The following is a 21,372-nucleotide window of genomic DNA, read 5'->3' as shown; positions in this document are numbered from 1 at the left end:
TCACCGCGCCGGGAGGTTCTCTTCGCCCTCGTCGCGGTCCTCTTCCAGGCCCTCGGCCCCGGGCCAGGGCGGCTCGGTGGCGAGTGCGGCCGTCGTGGTGGCGTTCGCGGCCAGGGCGCGGATCGCGGGCAGGTCGTCGTAGAGGTGCTGCCCGGGGCACTCGGTCGGGTAGCCGTCGCGGTGGCCGGAGACACGGTGGAACGTCACCCGCTGGCCCAGCTTGTACTTGCCGTTGTCGGCACCCGAGGTCAGCACGACCGTCCCGGTCGGGTCGATGCCGTAGAGGCCGAGCTTCCACGCGGCGACCTTGGCGACCGACTGGCGCACCGCCGCGTTGGTGGCCGCCGTGGAGTAGTCGCCGAGCACCGAGACGCTGCTGGTGGCGGTGTTGAACCCGTAGGTGTGCGCGCCGAGGACGGGCTTGTCGACGCCGCCCGCACGTCCCTCGAAGACCGTGCCGCACTTGTCGACGAGGAAGTGGTAGCCGATGTCGTTCCAGCCGTTGCTCTGCACGTGGTAGAGGAACACGCCGCGCACGATCGACGCCGACTCGGAGCAGGCGTAACTGTTGGTGCCCGCCGTGTGGTGGACGAACATCGCCTTGGTGTTGCCCGTGTAGGTGGGCGGGTCCTTCACCAGGGACTCGTTGGCCCCCCAGGCGGAGCGCGAGACCATGACGGGACGCTCGGCCGACCGCGGACCGGCGGCCGGGCGGACGACGCTCGGCCCGACGGCCGCGGTGTGCACAGCGGCCGGCCCGGCCTCGGGATCGACCAGTTCGACGCGGAGCCCCTCAGGCAGGCGTGAGCCCGTCACCCGCACCTGGACGCCGTCCGAGGGCCCCGTCCACAGCGGCTGGGTGCTGCCGCGCACGCCGGTCCGGTCGCGGTCGGGGCCGGTCTCGGGCGCACGGCCGTCGGCCTCCAGGGGGCGCCAGGCGGTCCACGCGCCGCTCTCCCGGGAGCGGGTGCGGACCTGGGCGGTGCCGTCCAGGGTCGCGTGCGGGTCGTCCCAGGTGATGCCGATCAGACTGAACGGCTCGGTGGTGCGCGGGGCGAGGGACCTGTCGTGGGGATCGTCGTCCGGCACCCCGAGGGTGTGCACACCGTCCGAGGGGGTGGCCCGGGCGGGCTGGGTGAGGCCGAGGGCACCGAGGGCCAGGGCGGTGGCGACGGCGGTGCGCAGGAGGCGGGATGTCATACGGCGCTCGCCTTTCGTGGGCGGTGGCATCGCCGGCAGAGGTCCCCGGTCCGTCACTTGGCCGAAACGTCCACGGCGCCGGCGTCCCGAGGACGGCGGGCCGGGATGACCCGAACGGTCCTCGTGCCGGGAGGCCCAGCGGGGCCGTCGGCCGGATGCCCCGGACGGTCGTCGGGCCGGAGGACTCGAAGGGCCAGGCCGCGTCGCGCCGAACGGTCGTCAGGGCTGCTCGCCTCGAAGGGACTTCGGACCCCGGCGTCTGACGCGCTGTGACACTTCCGCGCGGACCGGCGCTGATCACCGTGGCAGGGCGCGCAGGCGGCACGGACGAGGACGGTACTTGGGTCAGGGAGCGGCACCCCGGCGCGGGCAGGCGTACGACGGGGAACTGGGTGCGGCCGTCGCGCGGGCCCAGCAGGGCGACGAGGCGGCCTTCGCGGTCGCCTACCGGCTCGTGCAGCCCGGACTGCTCGGCTATCTGCGCGGCCTGGTCGGGGACGACGCGGAGGACGTGGCGTCCGACGCCTGGCTGGAGATCGCCCGGGACCTCGGAAGGTTCCGGGGCGACGGGGCCGGCTTCCGCGGCTGGACGGCGACCATCGCCCGGCACCGGGCGCTGGACCACCTGCGCCGGCAGCGGGTACGGCCCCGTTCGTCCGCGCTGGAGCAGGACGTCCTGGAACTGCCCGGACCGCAGAACACGTACGACCTGGCGCTGGAGGCCATCTCCACCGAGCACGCCCTGGAGCTGGTCCGGGGGCTGCCGCGGGACCAGGCCGAGGCCGTGCTGCTGCGGGTCGTGGTCGGCCTCGACGGCCCGGCTGCCGCACGGGTCCTGGGCAAGCGGCCGGGCGCGGTTCGCACGGCCGCCCACCGGGGCCTGAAGCGCCTCGCCCGGCAGCTGGGCGCGGAGAGTGTGACGGATGAGGCTCCCCGGACGCTGGGTGAGTCGACGTAGCGGAATCGATGGTTTCGCGGAACGGGTCCACAGGGGCGGCGTGGGCCGGGCGCTCTGAACAGGGCGGACCGGCGGGACGTACTGGGGCCCGGCGGACCGGCCCGCGCCGGTTCGCAAGAAGAATCGATCGGATCGAGCAGGGACGGAAACGGACATGGGTGAACGGCCGAACGACGGCGGGCTTTCCAGCCGTGGTTCCCGTCATGCCCTCCTCGACTCCGACGTGGAGGCGCTGATCGTCGCCTCCCTCGTCCGGGACGGTGTCGATGCCGGGGCCGAGCAGCGGGCCGTCGCCGCCTTCCGGGCCGCCCGGGACGCCGGGGCCGCGCGCACGCGCACCCGCGGCCGGGACGACTGGCGGGCCCGCGAGCGGCGGTACCCGGGGCGGTCCCTGCGGACGACGCTCTCCGTGCTGCTCGCCAGCCTCACGCTCGGCGGCGTCGCCATGGCGGCGATCGGCGTGGCGGGATCGCCGGAGGAGGGCACCGAGGACACGCCCGAGCACCGGCCCGCCCCGAGCAGCGCCCCACGCGACCCGGCGGGACAGCCTGCCCCCGGCAGCCACAGCCCCGACCCCGGCCCGGGCACCCGCTCGGCCCCGGCGCACCCGGAACGCCCGGCTCCCGCCCGGGACACCGAAGCCCACTGCCGCGCCTATGAAGGAGCCCGGCAGCACGGCAAGGCGATGGAGGCGACGGCCTGGCAGCGTCTGGTGGCCGCCGCGGGCGGTGAGAGCAACGTCACGGCGTACTGCGCGGAGCGGCTGGACGACTCGAAGGACAACGGCCGTGACTCCGGGAACGGCGATCCCGCGCAGCACGACGGCACGCCCACCACGGACCCGGGCGGGGGCAAGGAGTCGGGCGACGACTCGGGCAGGAGCGCGGAGACCGGCGCGGGGAAGAACCGCGGCGAGGACAAGCGCTCCCAGTCCAACGATCGTCAGCCGTAAGGGATTTCGCGAGCGCCGACCGTCACCGCCGGGCCACTGTGCGCACCCTCCGGTCCCCGCCTTGGCAACGGCCGAGGCCGCCACCCCCCACAGGAGAGGCCCCGGCCGTCGCGCGGCACGGGCCGCGCGGCGGCCCGTACTCCCTACAGCGCCCCGTGTGCGTTTTCTGTCACACCCCACCGCGTCACGGCTTAGTTGCATCCTGGACGGACATGGACGGGGAGTGGTTTCAGGTCGTAACGTGCCATTCGCGCCAAGGCGAAGGCGGTACGACCACCGCAACCACCTGCGGTCTTGATACCGCAACCACCAATTGGGCAACCACGACAGCGACAACCCGGTCCGCGAGAGCGGCGCCGGTTCAGGCGCAGAAGGGCGCGCGGTGCTGGGGGACGACGCGGAGCTGACCGCCGCGGTGCGTGCGGCACAGGACGGGGACGAGGACGCGTTCCGGACCGTGTACCGCACCGTGCACCCGCGGCTGCTCGGGTACGTACGGACGCTGGTCGGCGATCCCGACGCCGAGGACGTGACGTCCGAGGCGTGGCTCCAGATAGCCCGCGACATGGAGCGGTTCACCGGCGACGCGGACCGGTTCCGCGGCTGGGCCGCCCGGATCGCCCGCAACCGTGCGCTGGATCACATACGCATGCGCGGGCGCCGGCCCGCGATCGGCGGTGACGAGACCGAGCTGACCGGCCGGGCCGCCGAGTCGGACACCGCGGGCGAGGCCATCGAGGCGCTGGCCACCGACGGCGCGTTCTCCCTGATATCCCGGCTGCCGCAGGACCAGGCCGAAGCGGTCGTGCTGCGCGTGGTGGTGGGGCTCGACGCGAAGACCGCCGCCGAGACGCTCGGCAAGCGCCCCGGTGCGGTCCGTACGGCGGCGCACCGGGGTCTGAAGCGACTCGCCGAACTGCTCGGCGACGACCCGCAGGCCGATCCGGAATCCGCCGGGGTGCTCGACGCCCTGCCGCCCCAGAGAGAACCGCGCGGTGGCGCGGTGACGTCCGCACGTGTGACGCACAGCGTCGCGCGGACGCAGAAGGATGTGTGATGGCCGACGAGCAGTACAGGTGGCTGGACCGCGAAACGGCGGAGCGTTTGCTGAGCGGAGAGCCACTCGGAGCTGTCGAAGGCGCCGGCCGGGACCAAGCCGAACACCTTGCCAGGACCCTGGGCGCGCTGTCCGCCACACCCCCGCTGACCAGTGATGAACTCCCCGGCGAGGCGGCCGCGGTGGCCGCTTTCCGCAAGGCACGGGCAGAGCGCGCCGACGCGGCCGCGGCCCGTGCGGACGCCGCCGGACGGGACGCGGCCGAGGTCGCCGACGCCGGGCTGGTCCGTATCGGCACTCCCGGCGACCGCGGCACCGTCACGGTCCGGCCGCCGCGCTGGGCCCGTCCCGTACGTCTCGCCCTGGCCGCGGCGCTGGCCGTCGGCATGGTCGGCGGGGTCGCCCTCGCGGCCGGAACCGGAGCGCTGAAGGCACCCTTCGGCGAGGACGAGCCCCACCCGGGCGCCTCCGTCTCGGCCTCCGTGACGCATCCGGAACGCCCGCTGGTGTCGCCGTCGCCGAGCGACGCCGCCCAGGGCGGCTCCACCCCGGACGACGCTCCCGGCCGGGACCGGGACGAGCGGCGCGACGACGCCGCCGCGCAGCCGGACGGCCCGAAGGCGCGCCCCGGCGACCGTGACGAGATCGTCTCCGCCTGCCGGGACCTGCGCGACGGGCGGCGGCCGGATCCCGACCGCAGACGCGCCCTGCTGGACGCGGCGGGCGGCCTGCGGGTGTGGAAGTACTGCAAGGGCGTCCTGTCCTCCGGCGACCAGGGGCGTCACCAGGGAAAGGGCGCGGACCGGGACCACCGGCAGGACCGCGACCGGGACCGGAAGCACGAGCGGAAGCAGGACCGCGGCCGTGAGGCACAGCAGGAAAAGGCCGAGCGGAAGGCCGAGCGGAAGGCCGAGAAGCGGGCCGCGCAGCGGGACGGGGACCAGGACGGGCACGGGGACGGCGCGGACCGTGGCCGGTTCCGGACCTCGCTCGCACCGCTGCGACCTGTGGTTTCGCACTCCGTGAAAATCGTCGGGCCGAGGGTGTGACGTTTTCGGCCGCCCCGGCGCAGTAATGAGTGAGCCGACTGGTCATCGGCCGTCGCACAGAGCCGGGGTTCCCCCCGTACCTACGGCTCGTGCACCTGAGCGCGGGCGGGACACGTTCCCCCGGTCCCGCCCGCGCCCCAACTTCCTCCCCGCTCCGTCACCAGGACACGACGACCTTGTCGCCGTTGCGGACCTGCGCGAACAGCTCCGCGATCGCCGCCTCGTCCCGGACGTTGACGCAGCCGTGCGAGCCGCCCGCGTAGCCCCGGGCGGCGAAGTCCGCCGAGTAGTGCACGGCCTGGCCGCCGCTGAAGAACATCGCGTAGGGCATGGGCGAGTCGTAGAGCGTCGAGACGTGGTCGCGTGACTTCCAGTAGACGGAGAAGACGCCCTCCCGGGTCGGCGTGCCCTGCGAGCCGAAGCGGACCGCCATCGTCGACACCGTCCGCCCGTCGATCATCCAGCGCAGTGTCCTGCTGGTCTTGTCGATGCACAGCACCCGGCCGCTGCGGCAGCGCGCGTCCGGCGGGTCGGCCGGCTGCCCGCCCATCAGATACAGGTCCCAGCGGCCCGGCTCGCGTGTCATGCCCAGCAGCCGCTGCCAGGTGACGGTGTCGGTCTGCCCGGTGCGCGGCAGCCCGCGCTTGCCCTGGAAGCCGCCGACCGCCCGCTGCGTCGGTTCGTCGTACGTCCCGGTCGGTCCCTCGAAGAGCCAGGCGACCTGGCGCAGCCGGGCCTGGAGCTCCCGGACGTCCCGGCCGGTGTCGCCGCGCGACCACAGCACACGGGACGGGATGGGGGCGGAACGCGGCTTGCTGTCGCCGGACGGCGGCGCGGAGCGCGGCCCGTCGCCGCCACCGGCGGGTGTGCGGCCCGGGGACGGGGTGTCGTCGGGCAGCTCGATGTGCACCGGCAAGCGGCGCTTGCCCTCGCCGTCGGGGGTCTGCACCGTGCAGCCGGCCAGCGCGGCCAGCACGGCGAGTCCCGCCACGAACGCTCTCCCCATGCCCGTAGTACGCACACGGCCCCCCGCTCGTCTCACCGGCACCCCGGATGTCACCTGAGATGTTCCCCGGGCGTGACCCGCGCCGAACCAGGGGGCATGGTGGTGAGCGAGGTCACTGCTCTGCGGGAGGCAACCCACCATGGCGCGTGAGTCGGAGTCCGGACTGCCCATCGAGCCGCTCTACGGGCCGCAGGACCTTCAGGGCTGGGATCCGGCGGAGAAGCTGGGGGAGCCGGGGGCGTACCCGTACACCCGGGGCGTGTACCCGTCGATGTACACGGGCCGCCCCTGGACCATGCGCCAGTACGCCGGTTTCGGCACGGCCGCGGAGTCCAACGCCCGCTACCGGCAGCTGATCGCCCACGGCACGACCGGGCTGTCGGTCGCCTTCGACCTGCCCACCCAGATGGGCCACGACTCCGACGCGCCGATCGCCCACGGCGAGGTCGGCAAGGTCGGGGTGGCCGTCGACTCGATCGAGGACATGCGGGTGCTGTTCGGCGGGATCCCGCTGGACCAGGTCTCGACGTCGATGACGATCAACGCCCCGGCGGCCCTGCTGCTGCTCCTGTACCAGCTGGTGGCCGAGGAGCAGGGCATCCCGGCGGACCGGCTGACGGGCACGATCCAGAACGACGTGCTGAAGGAGTACATCGCCCGGGGCACCTACATCTTCCCGCCCAAGCCGTCCCTGCGGCTGACCGCGGACATCTTCCAGTACTGCCGGGCCGAGATCCCGAGGTGGAACACCATCTCGATCTCCGGTTACCACATGGCCGAGGCGGGTGCCTCGCCCGTGCAGGAGATCGCCTTCACCCTGGCCGACGGCATCGAGTACGTGCGCACCGCGGTCGCGGCCGGCATGGACGTCGACGACTTCGCCCCCCGCCTGTCGTTCTTCTTCGTGGCCCGCACCACGCTCCTGGAGGAGGTCGCCAAGTTCCGTGCCGCGCGCCGGATCTGGGCCCGGGTCATGCGCGAGGAGTTCGGCGCGCGCGACCCCAAGTCGCTGATGCTGCGCTTCCACACCCAGACGGCCGGGGTGCAGCTGACGGCCCAGCAGCCCGAGGTCAACCTGGTCCGGGTCGCCGTGCAGGGGCTGGCCGCGGTGCTGGGCGGGACGCAGTCGCTGCACACCAACTCCTTCGACGAGGCCATCGCCCTGCCCACCGACAAGTCCGCCCGCCTCGCCCTGCGCACCCAGCAGGTCCTCGCCCACGAAACGGACGTGACCGCCACCGTCGACCCCTTCGCCGGGTCCTACGTCGTCGAGAGGATGACCGACGACGTCGAAGCCGCCGCCATGGAGCTGATGGCCAGGGTCGAGGAGCTGGGCGGTGCCGTCGACGCCATCGAACGCGGCTTCCAGAAGAACGAGATCGAGCGCAACGCCTACCGCATCGCCCAGGAGACCGACTCCGGCGAGCGGGTCGTGGTCGGCGTCAACCGCTTCCAGCTCGACGAGGAGGAACCCTACGAGCCGCTGCGCGTCGACCCGGCCATCGAGGCGCGGCAGGCCCGGCGGCTGGCGGAGCTGCGGGCGGGGCGGGACCAGCCGGCCGTCGACGCGGCCCTGGCCGCGCTGAAGAAGGCCGCCGGGGGCGACGACAACGTCCTCTACCCGATGAAGGACGCCCTCAGGGCGAAGGCCACCGTCGGCGAGGTGTGCGACGCCCTGCGCGAGGTGTGGGGCGCGTACGTCCCGACCGACGCCTTCTGACCGAGGCCCCGGGCGGGGAGGCCGGACCCGCGTGCGAGACTCATGCGCATGTTCGGTGTCGTCGATCTGCCCACCTACCTGGTGGGCCTCGTCCTGATCGTCCTGCTGCCCGGTCCCAACTCGCTGTACGTGCTGTCCGTGGCCGCCCGCCGTGGTGTGCGCGCCGGGTACACCGCCTCGGCCGGGGTCTGGTGCGGGGACGCGGTGCTGATGACGCTGTCCGCCGCGGGCGTCGCCTCGCTGCTCCAGGCGAACCCTGTGCTGTTCGCGGTCGTCAAGTACGCGGGGGCCGGATACCTGACCTGGCTGGCCGTCGGCATGCTGCGGGCCGCGTGGGGCATGTGGCGGACGCGCGCGAGCGGGTCCGCCGGTGACGAGGCGCCCGCGCCCGCCGGGGAGCGGCCCTTCCGCCGTGCCTTCGTGGTCAGTCTGTTCAACCCCAAGGCGATCCTCTTCTTCGTCGCCTTCTTCGTGCAGTTCGTGGACCCGGGGTACGCCTATCCGGCCCTGTCCTTCGTCGTTCTGGGCTCCCTCGCCCAGCTCGCCAGCGTGCTCTACCTCAGCGCGCTGATCTTCGGCGGCACCCGGCTGGCCGCCGCCTTCCGCCGCCGCAGGCGCCTGTCGGCGGGGGCGACCTCGGCGGCGGGCGCGCTGTTCCTCGGGTTCGCGGTGAAGCTGTCCCTGGCGAGCTCGTAGGGCGCTGCCAGGACCTGTCGTTCGGATCATGACGCAGACGCGGGGCAGGCCCTAGCCCTGGCCGAAGCGGGCCAGGTGGTCGGCGAGTCCGGCCGCCGTGTCCCCGGCCCAGCCGACGTGGCCGTCGGGGCGGACGAGGAACAGACCGGGCCCGTACGGCCCGGGTGCGGGGCCCCGTACGACCGGGATCCGCGGGCCGAGGTCCGGAGCCTGTGCGTCCCCGAGGGCCAGCAGGGTCCAGTGCGGGCCGCGGAACGCGGCGAAGAGCCGGACGCCGGCCACGGACCCGTCGGGTGCGCGGTCACCCGCCCGCACCGGGCCGGGGTCGGTCCGGGTCTCGCGGGTGAGCGGTGACCGCCGGTAGCCGATGCCGAGTTGGCCGGTCGCCTCGCCGCGCCGGGTCTCGCCGCGGTGCACCCGGGTGGACAGCCCGAGCATCTCGGCGGCTATGGGCCGGCGCTCCTGTTCGTAGGAGTCGAGCAGGGCCGCGTCCGCGCCGTCGCACAGCACCGCACCCAGCTTCCAGCCCAGGTTGTAGGCGTCCTGGACGCTGGTGTTCAGGCCCTGGCCGCCGGCGGGGGAGTGGACGTGCGCCGCGTCACCGGCGAGGAAGACCCCCCCCGAGCGGAAGCGGTCCGCGAGTGCCGCCCGGGGGCGGAAGTCCGAGGCCCACCGCAGCTCCGTCACCGACTCGGGCGCGAGGTGGGACCGTGCGGCGACGACCTTGCGGACGCCCTCCAGGGAGAGGTCCGGTGCCGTGTCCTCCGGGAACTGGGCCACCAGCTGGAAGTCCTCGGTGCCGGCCAGTGGGCAGATCGCCAGGAAGCCGTCGCCCGCGCCGGGCGGGAAGACGTGCCAGTTGTCCCGGTCCAGGCCGGTGATCCGGACGTCCGCGACCAGCGTCGGGTGCGGGTCGACGGTCTCGCCCGCCATGCCGATGCCCAGCAGTCCGCGCACGGTGGAGCGGCCGCCGTCCGCCGCCACGGCATACCGGGCGGTGACGGCCTCGCCCGAGGCGCACTCCGCGCGCACCCCCTCCCCGTCCTGCGTCAGCCCGACGACCTCCCGGCCGAAGGCGACTCCTCCGCCGAGTTCCTCCAGTCGCGCCCGCAGGATCTGCTGCGTGCGCCACTGCGGCACCATCCACGGCTCGGTGTACGGCGCGTCCTCGCTCGGTTCGGTGGCGTCGAACATCCGGTGCTCGCCCGCCGGCCTGCCGTCCTGCCAGATCCGCCCCACCGGGTAGGGGCCGCCCGCCGCGCGGATCGCGTCGAGCACTCCCAGGTCGTCGAAGACCTCCATCGTGCGCGGCTGGATGCCCTTGCCGCGTGAGCCGGGGAACAGGGCCCCGGCCCGCTCGACGACCAGCGCCGTCACGCCCCGCCGGGCGAGGTCGATGCCGAGCGCCAGGCCCGTCGGGCCCGCGCCCACCACCAGCACGTCCGTGTCCATCACGCCAGCCTCCCCTTAATGCTGTTAAGTAGCTTCGTTTCCGAGGGTCGCCTTAACGGTGTTAAGTTGTCAAGCGTGAGTACGGACCGACGCGAGCCCCTGGACCGCCGCCGGGTCGCGGACACCGCGCTGCGGCTGCTGAACGAGACCGGCCTGGACGGCCTGACGCTGCGGGCCATCGCCCGGGAGCTGGACGTGAAGGCGCCCGCCCTCTACTGGCACTTCAAGGACAAACAGGCGCTGCTCGACGAGATGGCGACGGAGATGTACCGCCGGATGGTCGCCGGGGCCGCCCTCGACCCGGCCGACACCTGGCAGGACCGGCTGCTCAAGGCCAACCGGGGCCTGCGCGCGGCGCTGCTCGGCTACCGGGACGGCGCGAAGGTGTTCAGCGGCTCGCGCTTCACCGGCATCGAGCACGCCGGGCAGATGGAGGACAACCTGCGCCTGTTCACGGCCGCCGGGTTCACCCTCGCCCAGGCGGCCCGCGCGCTCACCACGGCGTACCTGTACACGCTGGGCTTCGTCACCGAGGAGCAGGGCGTGCAGCCGCTGCCGGGCGAGCGCCGCGAGGGCTACGACATGGACGAACGCGCCCGCCTGATGGCCGACTTTCCCTTGTCGGCCCAGGCGGGCGCGGAGATCTTCGAGGACTACGACCGGCACTTCGAGGAGGGACTCGCCCTCGTGATCGGGGGGATCGGGGTGCGCTACGGGGTCTCATGACGCGGTCCGGCGCGTCAGGACCGTTTCGCGCGGGCCCGCCGTACGGCCCGGGTGACCAGCGGCGGCAGCAGGTCCTTGGCGAGCCTGCGGGCCGCGGACGGGGCGGGCCGGGCCGGGCGCGCCGCACTCGACGCGGCCTCGGGAGCGGGGGCCGGCGCGGGCGCGGGCTCCTCGTAGTGCCGCGAGAGCGGGAAGGGCGGCGGCTTCATGCCCCGGGAACGGGTCCGGATCAGCCGGTGCCCGGCCGCCTCCTGCACGCTCAGCCCGACGTCCGTGCGCAGCCGTAGCATGGCGAGCAGTTCCTCCTGGAGCGGCTCGGGATCGCCCCAGGTCGCGTACATCTTCTGCGTGCTGAGGCAGATCGGGCGCAGGCCGCGGTTGAGGACCGCCTCCCAGGCGGCGACCGAGACACCCGGGGTGTGCTCGGACCGGAAGTCGTCCAGCACCACGACGCCCTCGGGCAGCAGGATGTCGTGGGCCGCGCCGATGTCGCCGTACACGTGCTCGTACAGGTGCGAGGCGTCGATGTGGATGAAGCGGCAGGAGTCCGGGGAGACCTTCTCGTCCACCAGGGAACTGGGGCCGGTGATCACCGTCGGCAGGACGTCGTGGAAGGAGAGGTAGTTCCGCTCGAACGCCTGCTGGGTGAGCGAGGCGTACGACTGGGCCGACTCCGCCTGGTTGGCGTCGTCGGGGGCGTCACCCTCGAACAGGTCGCAGACCGTGAACCGCTCGCCGTCCTGGAGGTGGTGGCCGAGGAGGATCGCGCTCTTGCCCATGTAGACGCCGAGTTCCAGCAGGTCACCCTTTATGCCGGCCTTCGTCTGCTGCTCGAGGAACCAGGTGAACAGCGTCTGGTCCAGGGCCGGGAACCAGCCCGGTACGTCGGCGAGTTCGCCGGGGTGCTTGTCGGTCACTTGTGCGTGGGTCATGAGACGAGCCTTCTCTCCGAGCATTGCCCCGATCGACGGCCGGTTGAACGCCCCGTGAACAGGGTCAGCGGGTCTTCGACAGGGCCGTCCGCAACCGGGGCGTCAGCGGCTTCTCCACATACTTGTGCAGCAGCCACGCCAGCAGCAGCATTGACGCCACCGTCAGCGCGAAGGTCACCCCTGAGGCCACCCCCAGACCGCGGTGCAGGGCCTGGATCACCACCCAGCCGAGATGCTCGTGGACCAGGTAGAAGGGGTACGTCAGCGCGCCCGCGACCGTCAGCCACCGCCAGTTCACCCGGCCCAGCAGGCCCAGCGCGATAGCGGCGACCGCCACGAACCCCAGGGTGACGACGGCGATGATCCCGAACGACGAGCGGTAGGAGAAGGCCTCCGGGTCCGGGGCGTGCCACAGCGACTGCACCGCGTAGTGCTGGCCTGTCAGCCAGCTGACGGCCACGATGCCCCAGCCGTGGACGTCCCGCCGGTCGCGGTGCACGAGGTAGAGGCCGACACCGCCGATGAAGAAGGGCGCGTACTCGGGCATCAGGACGATGTCGAGCAGCGGCATGTCCGCGTTCTCCGCGATCACCGCCGCCAGCATCCAGCCCGCGCAGAACATGATCACCCGGCGCCGGTTCGCCCCGGGCAGCACCACGCACAGGGCGAACAGGGCGTAGAAGCGGACCTCCGCCCACAGGGTCCAGCACACGCCGAGCACACGGTCGACGCCCAGCGGCATCTGCAGCATCGTCAGGTTCACCAGCGCGTCGCTCGGCGACACGGCCTGGTAGGCGACCACCGGCAGCGCGAAGACACCGGTCACCAGCAGCACCGCCGCCCAGTAGGCGGGCAGCAACCGGGAGGCCCGGGAGGCGAAGAACGACTGCAGGGGGCGGCCCCAGCCGCTCATGCAGATCACGAACCCGCTGATCACGAAGAACACCTGGACGCCGAGGCAGCCGTAGGCGAACAGCGAGTGCAGGGTGGGGAACTGGTCCCGGGGCGAGGTCCCCCAGGCCCGGGCGACCTCACCGCCGCGCCCGCCGTAGTGGTACAGCGCCACCATCAGCGCGGCCACCAGCCGCAGCCCGTCCAGAGCGCGCAGCCGGCCGGCGGATTCCCCGGCGCGCCGGGGGACGGTCGTGGCGCCCGGTGGTTCGACCAGCACGGCGACGCCGGGCTGTGGCTTGCGGGTGCTGACGACCGTCTCGGTCACGCTGGAAACCTCTGTGTGGCTCGTGTGTCCTTTGCCTGAGCCGCCTGTGGGCGGACGCGCCTGTCACCCTAGGACGAGAGTTGACGGAATTGCGTTCGACGGCGACAGGCTTCGCCTGCCGGTCCCCATGGGTTCATCTGCATGTCGCCGGGGCGGGCCGGGTCGCCGGGCGCGACCGGCTCAGCGGCGCACCGCCTTGCGCAGGGCCCGGGCCCTGCGGACCACCCGGCGTGCCGTGGAGTTGCGCGGCAGGAACGCCAGCCGCTGCGGAATGCCCCCGGGCAGCCCGAGCGCGGTGAGGCGGCGCTTCTTGAAGTAGCGCCGGGTGCGCGGCCCGAGGTGCCGGGCGAGGAACTGCTCGGCCTGTGGGCGCAGATCCGGGTAGATCTGCGGCTGCATGGTGAACCCGAGGGCCGTGACGAGCGCGGACAGCCGTGCGGCCGGCAGGACGTCACCGTCTTCGCCCCTCTCCAGGCCGGGCAGCAGCGCGTCCGCCAGGGCGGTCGGGACCCGGTTGCTGTTCTGGTACGGCGTCAGCCGCTCCAGCAGCAGCTCCGTTCCGATGCGCGCGACCGGCAGGTCGTAGAAGGCGGAGGCGGTGAACAGGGCCGTCGAGAAGCAGCCGACGACCAACGCGGGCCGGGCCCGGTCGAACAGCACCTCGGCGAGCACGGGCGTGTCCAGGACCGTGAGGTCCACTCCGAGCTTCCCGGCCTCCGTCTCCAGGGCCCGGCTGTAGCGGGCGGGGGCGGTGGGGTGGGGCTTGAAGACGACCGTGCGGTGGCCGCGGGCGACGGCGCCCCGCATCATCCGCACGTGCAGGTCCTCCTCCTCCTCGGGGGAGAGGATGTTCAGCGCCGAGAGGTACTGGCCGAGCAGCAGCGCCGAGTCGCCGGGCAGCTGCGGCAGTTCGGGCACCGTCTCGGTGACCTCGCCGAGCACCTTCAGGAACGCGGGCGTCGGCACCAGGTGCGCCGGCACGCCGAACTCGGTGAGCAGCATCGGCGTGAGCCCCGGCACCAGATCCAGGTGCAGCAGCCGTCGCACCCGGGTGCCGACCAGCGGGTCGAGCTTGTTGCGGGTGGGGCCGTAGCTCATCAGCCCGTCGGCGTAGACGTCGACGGGCGCGTCGGTGAACAGCTGGGCCACCGTCAGGGCGGGCGCCACCTGGATGGACTCCAGGACCAGGCTCACCCGGTCGTCGCCGAGCCCCCACAGCAGCCGCAGATAGCGCTCGAAGAGCGGGATGTCGTCGGCGCGCGGTGTCCAGGCCCCCGGGTGGAAGGGGCGGATGGCCTCGTTCCAGGACAGCACCTCGTCGAAGTCCTCGCGCAGCGGCGCGAACCCCGGCATCTCGTCGAGGGCCGGAGTGGTCTCCGGTGTCGCGGAGTTGTTGAACACCAGCAGCACCCGGCGGTCCGGTTCCTCGAAGAGGTCGGAGTCGATCGCGGCCGCCAGGGTGGCGACGCCGTACAGCGTCGAGGCGCAGAAGATCTGAGTGGTCCCGGGCATCAGGCGGCCGCTCCCGTCGTGGTCACCCGGCGCCGCAGCCGCCGCAGCTTGGACGAGCGGTCCATGTCCATGGCCTCCAGTGCGTCGGCGAGTGCGTCCTGCGGCATGCGCTTGATGGCCGCCGCGCTCATCGACCGCAGCCGCCTGGCCACGGCCGGTTCGAACCTGTCCTCGTGGGAGAGGTGGTGGGCGATGATCGCGCAGTAGGTGCGCACCGCCTTGGGCAGCAGCCGGTCGGCGTCGCGGTCCGCGGCCGTCTCCTCGATCACCTGGTCGAAGGCCCGGATGAAGTCGAGCTGCCGGACGTCGCCGATCTGCGTCAGCGACGAGGCCACCCCGCGCCGGTAGAACACGCCCAGCAAGCTCACCACGGCGAACGACTCCGCCTCACGGTGCAGCTTCCAGATCCACGGCCGGTCCTCGGCCGTGCGCAGCCCGTGGGTGAAGTGGAGCACGCCCTTGTCGACGAGCCGGCGGTGGTACGCGCCGGCCCACGCGTAGGCGTAGTCCACGGAGGTGGAGCGGTGGGCGGGCAGGATCGCCTCCCGCGGGTCGAACGCCTCCCAGCGCCGCCCGACCGGGACCCGGTGCACGGAACGGGCGCGCGCGGTGGCCTGGACATGGTCGGTGCGCACGAAGTCGCACCCCAAGTCGTCCATCGCGGACACCAGTTCGGCGAGGTAGCCGGGGGCCAGCCAGTCGTCGCCGTCCAGGAACGTCAGGTACTCGCCCTGCGCCGCGTCCAGGCCGGTGTTGCGGGCGGTGGCGAGCCCGCCGTTCTGTTCGTGGCGGATGTACCGCACCTGGGCGACATCCGCCAGCTCCTCGGCCGCTCGTTCGAGAATGGCCGGAGTTTCGTCCTTCGAATGGTCGTCGACCAGGATGAACTCGAAATCCCGGTCGGCGTTCAACCGAAGGCTTCTGAGGGTGTCCGGGGCATATTGCTGCACGTTGTAGAACGGCGCGATCACGGAAAGCTTAGGCACCCGCAAAACGTTAGGAGCCCGCCCGGCAGCAGAAATTGACGATGAAGGTACACCGGGTGAACTCGATGTGTCAGAACGGTGCACCCCGTGTACTTCCCGCCTTCCAGCAGGCCAGTTCGGCTCTCAGTGGGCTGTTGTTAACTTTTCGTTGAGTCGCGGTTCCGCCATACCTAGGATTCGCTTCCTAGCGTCTTCGACGTGCCAGTAAGTACACCGAAGCGCCCGCGAATCGCCGTCCTCGCGGACTCCGACACCCGCTGGAAATGGGGTGCGCTGACCGCGGACCGCATCGCCCCGGAACCGTCCATGGAAGCCGCATCGCGCGACGCCGCGCAAGCCGGCCCCCTCCTCGACGGCTTCCTGCTGCGCGGGCGGGCCACGCCCACCCCGCGCCAGCTGAGGGAAGTGGGCGTGCGCGCCGACTCGCTGCGCGAGGTCACCGCCGTGGAGTTCCTGCGCGCCATGGCCGAGGGGTCCTACGACGTCGTGGTCCTCTCCCTGGTGGGCGGCGGTGTGCAGGCGATGCTGCACGGCCTGGCACGTGTCTGGGAGCACCGCACGCGGCGGCCCGTCGTCGTCACCGGCTACGTCGGGGTCGTCTACGAGAAGCTCGCCGACGGCCTGCTGCTGCGGCACGGCGCGGACCTGGTCCTCGCCAACTCCCGCCAGGACGCGGACCGCTTCCGGGCCGTCTACGAGGGCGTGGGCGCCGACGCCTCCGCGGTGACGGAGGTCGCCCTGCCGTTCCTCGGCGGTGCGCCGTACGACGGTGAACACGACCCCACCGCGCAGCAGGGGCGCAGGCCCTACACGGTCGTCTTCGCCGCCCAGCCGTCCGTCCCGGACAGCCGCAAGGACCGTACGTACCTGCTGAACCGGCTGGTCCAGCACGCCCGCAGGCACCCCGAGCGCGAGGTGTTGCTGAAGCTGCGCTCCAGGCCGGGCGAACACACCACCCACATCGAGGAGTTGCCGTACCAGAAGCTGGTGCAGCGCCTCGATCCGCCCGCCAACTTCCGCCTGGTGTACGGGAACATGGGCGAGGTCCTCGACCGGACCGACCTGCTGGTGACCGTCAGCTCCACCGCCGCACTGGAGTCGCTGCACCGCCGCATCCCGACCGTCGTGCTGACCGACCTCGGCATCCGCGAATCGCTCGGCAACCACCACTTCGTGGGCTCCGGCTGCCTCGCCTCCTGGGAACAGCTCGACGCAGGGCACCGGCCCGTGCCGGACGAGGAGTGGGTGTCCCGGCAGGGCGTCGCCGCCGACGGCTCCTACGACTCCGCCTTCGACGCGGCCCGAAAGCGCATCGCCGGGCTGCTCGACCGGCCCGGCGGCCTGCCCCCGCTGACCCCGTACTACACCCCCGTCACCGCGCCCGGCTACCTGCCCGGCATCCTCGCCCGCCACCACCTCGGCCCGGACGGCACCCCGCTGCCCGGCGCGCCCGCCGCCGACAAGGACCCCGGACCGGTCCGGCAGATCGTGCGCCGGGCGGCGCGCGGCGCCTACCGGCACGGCGTGCAGCGCGTGGCGCCCGTCATCCGGCGGATGGGGGAGCTGTGAGCCGCCCCGAGACCCCTGCCCAAGGAGTAGACCCCATGTCCCACCCGGAAGCGGGCCAAGGCGCCTCGGTGCGCCGCGTGCTCGCGGTGATCCCCGCGCGCGGCGGCTCCAAGGGCGTGCCCGCGAAGAACCTCCTGCCCGTCGGCGGCGTCCCGCTGGTGGCCCGGGCGGTGCGCGAGTGCCGCGCCACGCGGCTCGTCACGGACGTCGTCGTCTCCACCGACGACCAGGCCATCGCGGCCGCCGCCCGCGAGGCCGGCGCCGAGGTCGTGCTGCGGCCCGCCGCCATCGCCGGCGACACCGCCACCTCCGAGGCCGCCGTGCTGCACGCCATGGACGCCCACGAGGCCCTGCACGGGGCGCCGGTGGACGTGGTCCTGCTCGTGCAGTGCACCAGCCCCTTCATCGTCCGCGAGGACATCGACGGGGTGGCGGGCGCGATCGCCGAGAACGGCGCCGACAGCGCGGTGACCGTGGCGCCCTTCCACGGATTCGTCTGGCGGGACGCGGAGGACGAGATCGCGGCGGGCTCCGCCGCCGAGTCCGGCGCCGCCGTCGGCGGCGGCTACGGCGTCAACCACGACAAGTCCTTCCGGCCCCGCCGCCAGGACCGTCCCCAGGACCTGCTGGAGACCGGCGCCGCCTACGCCATGGAGGCGACCGGCTTCCGCAAGCACCGGCACCGCTTCTTCGGACGCACCGAACTGGTCCGCACGGACCCCGCGCGCGTGCTGGAGATCGACGACCCGCACGACCTCGCCCGCGCCCGGGCCCTCGCGCCGCTCTTCGACGCGGACCGCCCCGGTGCCCTCCCGACCGCCGACGACGTCGACGCGGTCGTCCTCGACTTCGACGGCACCCAGACCGACGACCGGGTGCTGGTCGACTCCGACGGACGGGAGTTCGTCTCCGTGCACCGCGGGGACGGACTCGGCATCGCAGCGCTGCGCAGAAGCGGCCTGAAGATGCTGATCCTGTCCACGGAACAGAACCCTGTGGTCGCCGCCCGGGCCCGGAAGCTCAAGCTCCCGGTGCTGCACGGCATCGACCGCAAGGACCTCGCCCTCAAGCAGTGGTGCGAGGAGCAGGGCATCGCGCCGGAGCGCGTGCTCTACGTCGGCAACGACGTCAATGACCTCCCGTGCTTCGCCCTCGTGGGCTGGCCCGTGGCGGTCGCGAGCGCCCACGACGTCGTGCGCGGCGCCGCACGCGCGGTCACCACCGTCCCCGGCGGTGACGGCGCGATCCGGGAGATCGCCAGCTGGATCCTCGGCCCCTCTCTCGATTCCCTCACCAAGTAAGGAACGCAACGCCATGAGCAACAACTCCCGCATCCGCACCTTCGGCACCCGCGAGGCCGGCCCCGGCCGCCCCGTCTACGTCACCGGCGAGATCGGCATCAACCACAACGGCGACATCGAGAACGCCTTCAAGCTCATCGACGCCGCCGCCGAGGCCGGCTGCGACGCGGTCAAGTTCCAGAAGCGCACCCCGGAGATCTGCACCCCGCGCGACCAGTGGGACATCGAGCGCGACACCCCCTGGGGCCGGATGACCTACATCGACTACCGCCACCGCGTGGAGTTCGGCGAGGAGGAGTACGGCCAGATCGACGCCTACTGCAAGAAGAAGGGCATCGACTGGTTCGCCTCCCCGTGGGACACCGAGGCCGTCGCCTTCCTGGAGAAGTTCGACGTCCCCGCCCACAAGGTCGCCTCCGCCTCCCTCACCGACGACGAGCTGCTGCGCGCGCTGCGCGCCACCGGCCGCACGATCATCCTCTCCACCGGCATGTCGACGCCGAAGCAGATCCGCCACGCCGTCGAGGTCCTGGGCAGCGACAACATCCTGCTCTGCCACGCCACCTCGACCTACCCGGCGAAGGCCGAGGAGCTCAACCTGCGCGTCATCAACACCCTTCAGGCCGAGTACCCCAACGTCCCGATCGGCTACTCCGGCCACGAGACCGGCCTGCAGACCACGCTCGCCGCGGTCGCCCTCGGCGCCACCTTCGTCGAGCGCCACATCACCCTCGACCGCGCCATGTGGGGCTCGGACCAGGCCGCCTCCGTCGAGCCGCAGGGTCTGTCCCGCCTCGTCCGCGACATCCGCACCATCGAGGCCTCCCTCGGCGACGGCGTCAAGAAGGTCTACGAGTCCGAGCTCGGCCCGATGAAGAAGCTGCGCCGCGTGGCCGGCGTGGTCGCCGAGGCGGAGATCGCCACGGCCGCGGGCGAGCCGGTCGGCGTCTGAACGCCCCACCCCCACAACCCCCTGACGACGGGACGGTCGTACGTCGATGAGCCCCCGCGCCGGGAACACCGGCCCCCACACTCTCGCCTTCGTCGAGAGCCCGGTACAGCTGCTGAACGTGCTGGAGTGGGCGCACGCGCATGCGCCCGGCGTGGGGCTCACCCTCGTGGTGCTGTCGCCCGTCGACCCGATGACGCGCGGCCAGCTGCGGCGGATGTCCGACCTGGCCCGCGACGAGGGGCACGAGGTCCGCTGGGAGGAGGCCAGGGGCGGCCCGCTGGCGCCCTTCCAGACCATCGGCGGTCTGACCGGCCTGCTCCGCAGGGCGCGCCGGGTCGTGCTGGGGGACCCCTTCTCCCGCTACGTCCAGCTGCTGCTGACGATCACCCGCGCCCGTGACCTGGTCGTCGTCGACGACGGCACGGCGACGATGGAGTTCGTCGGGCAGCTGGCCCGCGGTGAACGGCTGGTGCGCTGGCACCGCAAGGGCGGCCGCCCCGGCCCCCGGGACGTGGTCTTCGCGCCGGTGTCCGCCTCGGCCCGCCGCCTGCTGACCCCCGGCGACCGCCGCCGCATCGAGATCTTCTCCTCCATGCCGATGGAGGAGACCCCGGCAGGCGTCACCGTCAGCGCCCACACCTTCGCCTGGACCCGGGCCCGCTTCGGCCCGCCCCGGATCACCAAGGGCGCCGACCTGGTCGGCACGTCCCTGGTGGAGACGGGCGTCGTGGACGACGGCCGCTATCTGGAGGCCGTGCACGCCCTGGCCACGGCGCACGGCGCCACCCGCTACTTCGCCCACCGCCGCGAGAGCACGGACAAGCTCCACCGCCTCGCGGTCGAGACGGGCCTGGAGATCGTCCGCCCCGAACTCCCCCTCGAACTGATCGCCCGCCGCGGCCCCATCGGCCGGACGATCCTGAGCTTCCCCTCCACGGTCGTCCACACCCTCCCGCTCGCCCTGTCCGGCACGGGGGTACGCGTGGCCGTCTGCGACATCGACCCCGCCTGGCTGACCGAGCACGCCTCCCCGCGTGCCCAGGGCTTCCTGTCCGGGGTCACCGGAACGGCCCGGGACGTCCACCGGCTGTCACCGACGGACCCGCCGGTGCTCCCGGAACAGGCAAGCCCACCCGACCCGACAGCCCCGGCCCCCTTCACGGCCACACAGCCGTCCGCCGAATCCGCCCCGGAACCTGCCCCGGCGACGCAGCCTCCCACCGGCCCGTCCGCCCGGGCCCCCTTCACCGCCACACAGCCGTCCGCCGGGCTGGTCGGTCCGGCGGCGTCGTGAGGGGTTCTGCTCACTCCTCCCCTGGTACCGGAGCGGGCCTGCGCGCCAGCAGGAACGCGCGGGGCAGTTCCTCCCCGGCCTCCGGCTCGCGCAGCACGCGGGCGTGCAGGGCCAAGCCGGCCCCGGTGAGGTGCCCGATGACGGTGTCCGGGGTGCGCCAGTAGCAGTCGAGCGAGATCTCCTGCCCGAAGCGCTCGGTCAGGCGCCGGTGCCCGTCCTGCGCCCCGGACTGGAAACCGAGCAGCACCGGCGCCCCCGGCAGCAGGACGCGGTGGAACTCGGCGAACACGGACGGCAGGTGATCGTCCGGCACGTGGATGATCGAGTACAGCGCGACGATGCCGCCGAGCGTCTCGTCCGGCAGGTCCAGGGCCGTCATCGACCCGACGTGAAAGCGCAGCTCCGGATGCGCCCTGCGGGCCAGGGCCACCATGCGGGGCGAGGCGTCGACCCCGAACACCGGCAGCCCCGCGTCGCGCAACCGCGCCGTGACGTGCCCCGGCCCGCTGCCGAGGTCCGCCACCGGCGGCCGCCCGGGCACCCCCGGCACTTCGGCCAGCTCCACGAAGGCCGACAGCAGCGCCCGCTCCAGCGGTCTCCCGGCCAGGCTGTCGGGGTGCTCGGCGGCGTAGGCCTCGGCGATGGCGTCGTACGAGGCTCGCGTGGACTCCAGGAACTCAGGGGCGCGCACGGGGCGCACACTAGCGGGGGCGGACGTCCGGCAGATGAACACGCCCGTGTTCGCCGCGCAGGGCGTGGTATCCGTGGAGAGGATGGATACCGGAGTTCCG

Annotated in this window: 19 protein-coding genes; 11 read left to right on the top strand and 8 right to left on the bottom strand. The window is 72.9% G+C overall.

The genetic code is table 11. The features are described from left to right. Complete coding sequence (locus ACFZDI_RS04020; protein WP_391247563.1) at positions 1–1,200, bottom strand: N-acetylmuramoyl-L-alanine amidase; 1,200 nt, start codon at positions 1,198–1,200, stop codon at positions 1–3. A 340-nt stretch (positions 1,201–1,540) separates the two neighbouring features. On the opposite strand from ACFZDI_RS04020, the gene ACFZDI_RS04015 reads away from it, so the two are divergent. The 4 genes from ACFZDI_RS04015 to ACFZDI_RS04000 all read left to right on the top strand — a co-directional run bounded on the left by ACFZDI_RS04015 (position 1,541) and on the right by ACFZDI_RS04000 (position 5,216). Next, positions 1,541–2,158, top strand: a complete 618-nt coding sequence (locus tag ACFZDI_RS04015; RefSeq protein ID WP_234847005.1) for an RNA polymerase sigma factor — start codon at positions 1,541–1,543, stop codon at positions 2,156–2,158. 154 nt (positions 2,159–2,312) lie between these two features. Then, the gene (locus tag ACFZDI_RS04010; protein ID WP_391247560.1) at positions 2,313–3,110 is read left to right on the top strand and encodes a hypothetical protein; all 798 of its coding nucleotides are present in this window, start codon (positions 2,313–2,315) and stop codon (positions 3,108–3,110) included. A 382-nt stretch (positions 3,111–3,492) separates the two neighbouring features. Then, positions 3,493–4,167 (top strand): RNA polymerase sigma factor, encoded by a 675-nt coding sequence (locus ACFZDI_RS04005; RefSeq protein ID WP_234847041.1) that lies wholly within the window; start codon positions 3,493–3,495, stop codon positions 4,165–4,167. Continuing rightward, complete coding sequence (locus tag ACFZDI_RS04000) at positions 4,167–5,216, top strand: hypothetical protein (protein ID WP_391247559.1); 1,050 nt, start codon at positions 4,167–4,169, stop codon at positions 5,214–5,216. Before ACFZDI_RS04005 ends, ACFZDI_RS04000 begins: the two co-directional genes overlap by 1 nt. Positions 5,217–5,373: 157 nt before the next feature. On the opposite strand, the gene ACFZDI_RS03995 is transcribed toward ACFZDI_RS04000, so the two are convergent. Next, positions 5,374–6,222, bottom strand: a complete 849-nt coding sequence (locus ACFZDI_RS03995) for a L,D-transpeptidase family protein (protein ID WP_391247557.1) — start codon at positions 6,220–6,222, stop codon at positions 5,374–5,376. A gap of 139 nt (positions 6,223–6,361) precedes the next feature. Here ACFZDI_RS03995 and ACFZDI_RS03990 point away from each other — a divergent pair, with 139 nt between their 5' ends. Both ACFZDI_RS03990 and leuE read left to right on the top strand, forming a co-directional pair. Then, positions 6,362–7,942 (top strand): methylmalonyl-CoA mutase family protein, encoded by a 1,581-nt coding sequence (locus ACFZDI_RS03990; protein ID WP_391247556.1) that lies wholly within the window; start codon positions 6,362–6,364, stop codon positions 7,940–7,942. 48 nt (positions 7,943–7,990) lie between these two features. Further along, complete coding sequence (gene leuE, locus ACFZDI_RS03985; protein WP_234847010.1) at positions 7,991–8,638, top strand: leucine efflux protein LeuE; 648 nt, start codon at positions 7,991–7,993, stop codon at positions 8,636–8,638. A 51-nt stretch (positions 8,639–8,689) separates the two neighbouring features. On the opposite strand, the gene ACFZDI_RS03980 is transcribed toward leuE, so the two are convergent. Continuing rightward, positions 8,690–10,090, bottom strand: coding sequence for an FAD-dependent monooxygenase (locus ACFZDI_RS03980; protein WP_391248030.1), 1,401 nt, complete (start codon positions 10,088–10,090; stop codon positions 8,690–8,692). Between the two features lie 75 nt (positions 10,091–10,165). Here ACFZDI_RS03980 and ACFZDI_RS03975 point away from each other — a divergent pair, with 75 nt between their 5' ends. Further along, positions 10,166–10,816 carry a TetR/AcrR family transcriptional regulator C-terminal domain-containing protein gene (locus ACFZDI_RS03975; RefSeq protein ID WP_234847011.1) on the top strand — a complete coding sequence of 217 codons (651 nt, stop codon included), beginning with the start codon at positions 10,166–10,168 and terminating at the stop codon, positions 10,814–10,816. Positions 10,817–10,830: 14 nt separating this feature from the next. Here the strand turns inward: ACFZDI_RS03975 and ACFZDI_RS03970 are convergent, their stop codons facing one another. From ACFZDI_RS03970 to ACFZDI_RS03955, 4 genes are all read right to left on the bottom strand, one after another. Next, on the bottom strand, positions 10,831–11,748 hold the full coding sequence (locus ACFZDI_RS03970) for a class I SAM-dependent methyltransferase (RefSeq protein WP_391247553.1): 918 nt from the start codon (positions 11,746–11,748) through the stop codon (positions 10,831–10,833). A 64-nt stretch (positions 11,749–11,812) separates the two neighbouring features. Further along, the gene (locus ACFZDI_RS03965; RefSeq protein ID WP_391247551.1) at positions 11,813–12,967 is read right to left on the bottom strand and encodes an acyltransferase family protein; all 1,155 of its coding nucleotides are present in this window, start codon (positions 12,965–12,967) and stop codon (positions 11,813–11,815) included. A gap of 180 nt (positions 12,968–13,147) precedes the next feature. Beyond that, on the bottom strand, positions 13,148–14,479 hold the full coding sequence (locus tag ACFZDI_RS03960; protein WP_391247549.1) for a polysialyltransferase family glycosyltransferase: 1,332 nt from the start codon (positions 14,477–14,479) through the stop codon (positions 13,148–13,150). After that, positions 14,479–15,465 carry a glycosyltransferase gene (locus ACFZDI_RS03955; RefSeq protein WP_391247547.1) on the bottom strand — a complete coding sequence of 329 codons (987 nt, stop codon included), beginning with the start codon at positions 15,463–15,465 and terminating at the stop codon, positions 14,479–14,481. Before ACFZDI_RS03955 ends, ACFZDI_RS03960 begins: the two co-directional genes overlap by 1 nt. Positions 15,466–15,663: 198 nt before the next feature. Between ACFZDI_RS03955 and ACFZDI_RS03950 the strand changes: the two genes are divergently transcribed. The 4 genes from ACFZDI_RS03950 to ACFZDI_RS03935 are packed head-to-tail and all read left to right on the top strand — an operon-like array spanning position 15,664 to position 20,581. After that, a complete protein-coding gene (locus ACFZDI_RS03950; RefSeq protein ID WP_391247545.1) occupies positions 15,664–17,034 on the top strand; it encodes a DUF6716 putative glycosyltransferase in 1,371 nt (456 codons plus the stop codon). 35 nt (positions 17,035–17,069) lie between these two features. Further along, positions 17,070–18,335 (top strand): cytidylyltransferase domain-containing protein, encoded by a 1,266-nt coding sequence (locus tag ACFZDI_RS03945; RefSeq protein ID WP_391247543.1) that lies wholly within the window; start codon positions 17,070–17,072, stop codon positions 18,333–18,335. Between the two features lie 13 nt (positions 18,336–18,348). After that, a complete protein-coding gene (locus tag ACFZDI_RS03940; RefSeq protein ID WP_361109121.1) occupies positions 18,349–19,287 on the top strand; it encodes an N-acetylneuraminate synthase family protein in 939 nt (312 codons plus the stop codon). A 46-nt stretch (positions 19,288–19,333) separates the two neighbouring features. Beyond that, positions 19,334–20,581: a hypothetical protein gene (locus ACFZDI_RS03935; RefSeq protein ID WP_391247541.1), complete on the top strand. Its 1,248-nt coding sequence runs from the start codon at positions 19,334–19,336 to the stop codon at positions 20,579–20,581. 10 nt (positions 20,582–20,591) lie between these two features. On the opposite strand, the gene ACFZDI_RS03930 is transcribed toward ACFZDI_RS03935, so the two are convergent. Beyond that, positions 20,592–21,281 (bottom strand): methyltransferase domain-containing protein, encoded by a 690-nt coding sequence (locus ACFZDI_RS03930; RefSeq protein ID WP_391247539.1) that lies wholly within the window; start codon positions 21,279–21,281, stop codon positions 20,592–20,594. Positions 21,282–21,372: the final 91 nt, after the last annotated feature.

Source organism: Streptomyces sp. NPDC007907 (assembly GCF_042959365.1).
Taxonomy (GTDB): domain Bacteria; phylum Actinomycetota; class Actinomycetes; order Streptomycetales; family Streptomycetaceae; genus Streptomyces; species Streptomyces indiaensis.
The sequence above is the reverse complement of the archived record's forward strand: the minus strand, read 5'-3'. Positions and strand labels throughout refer to the sequence as shown.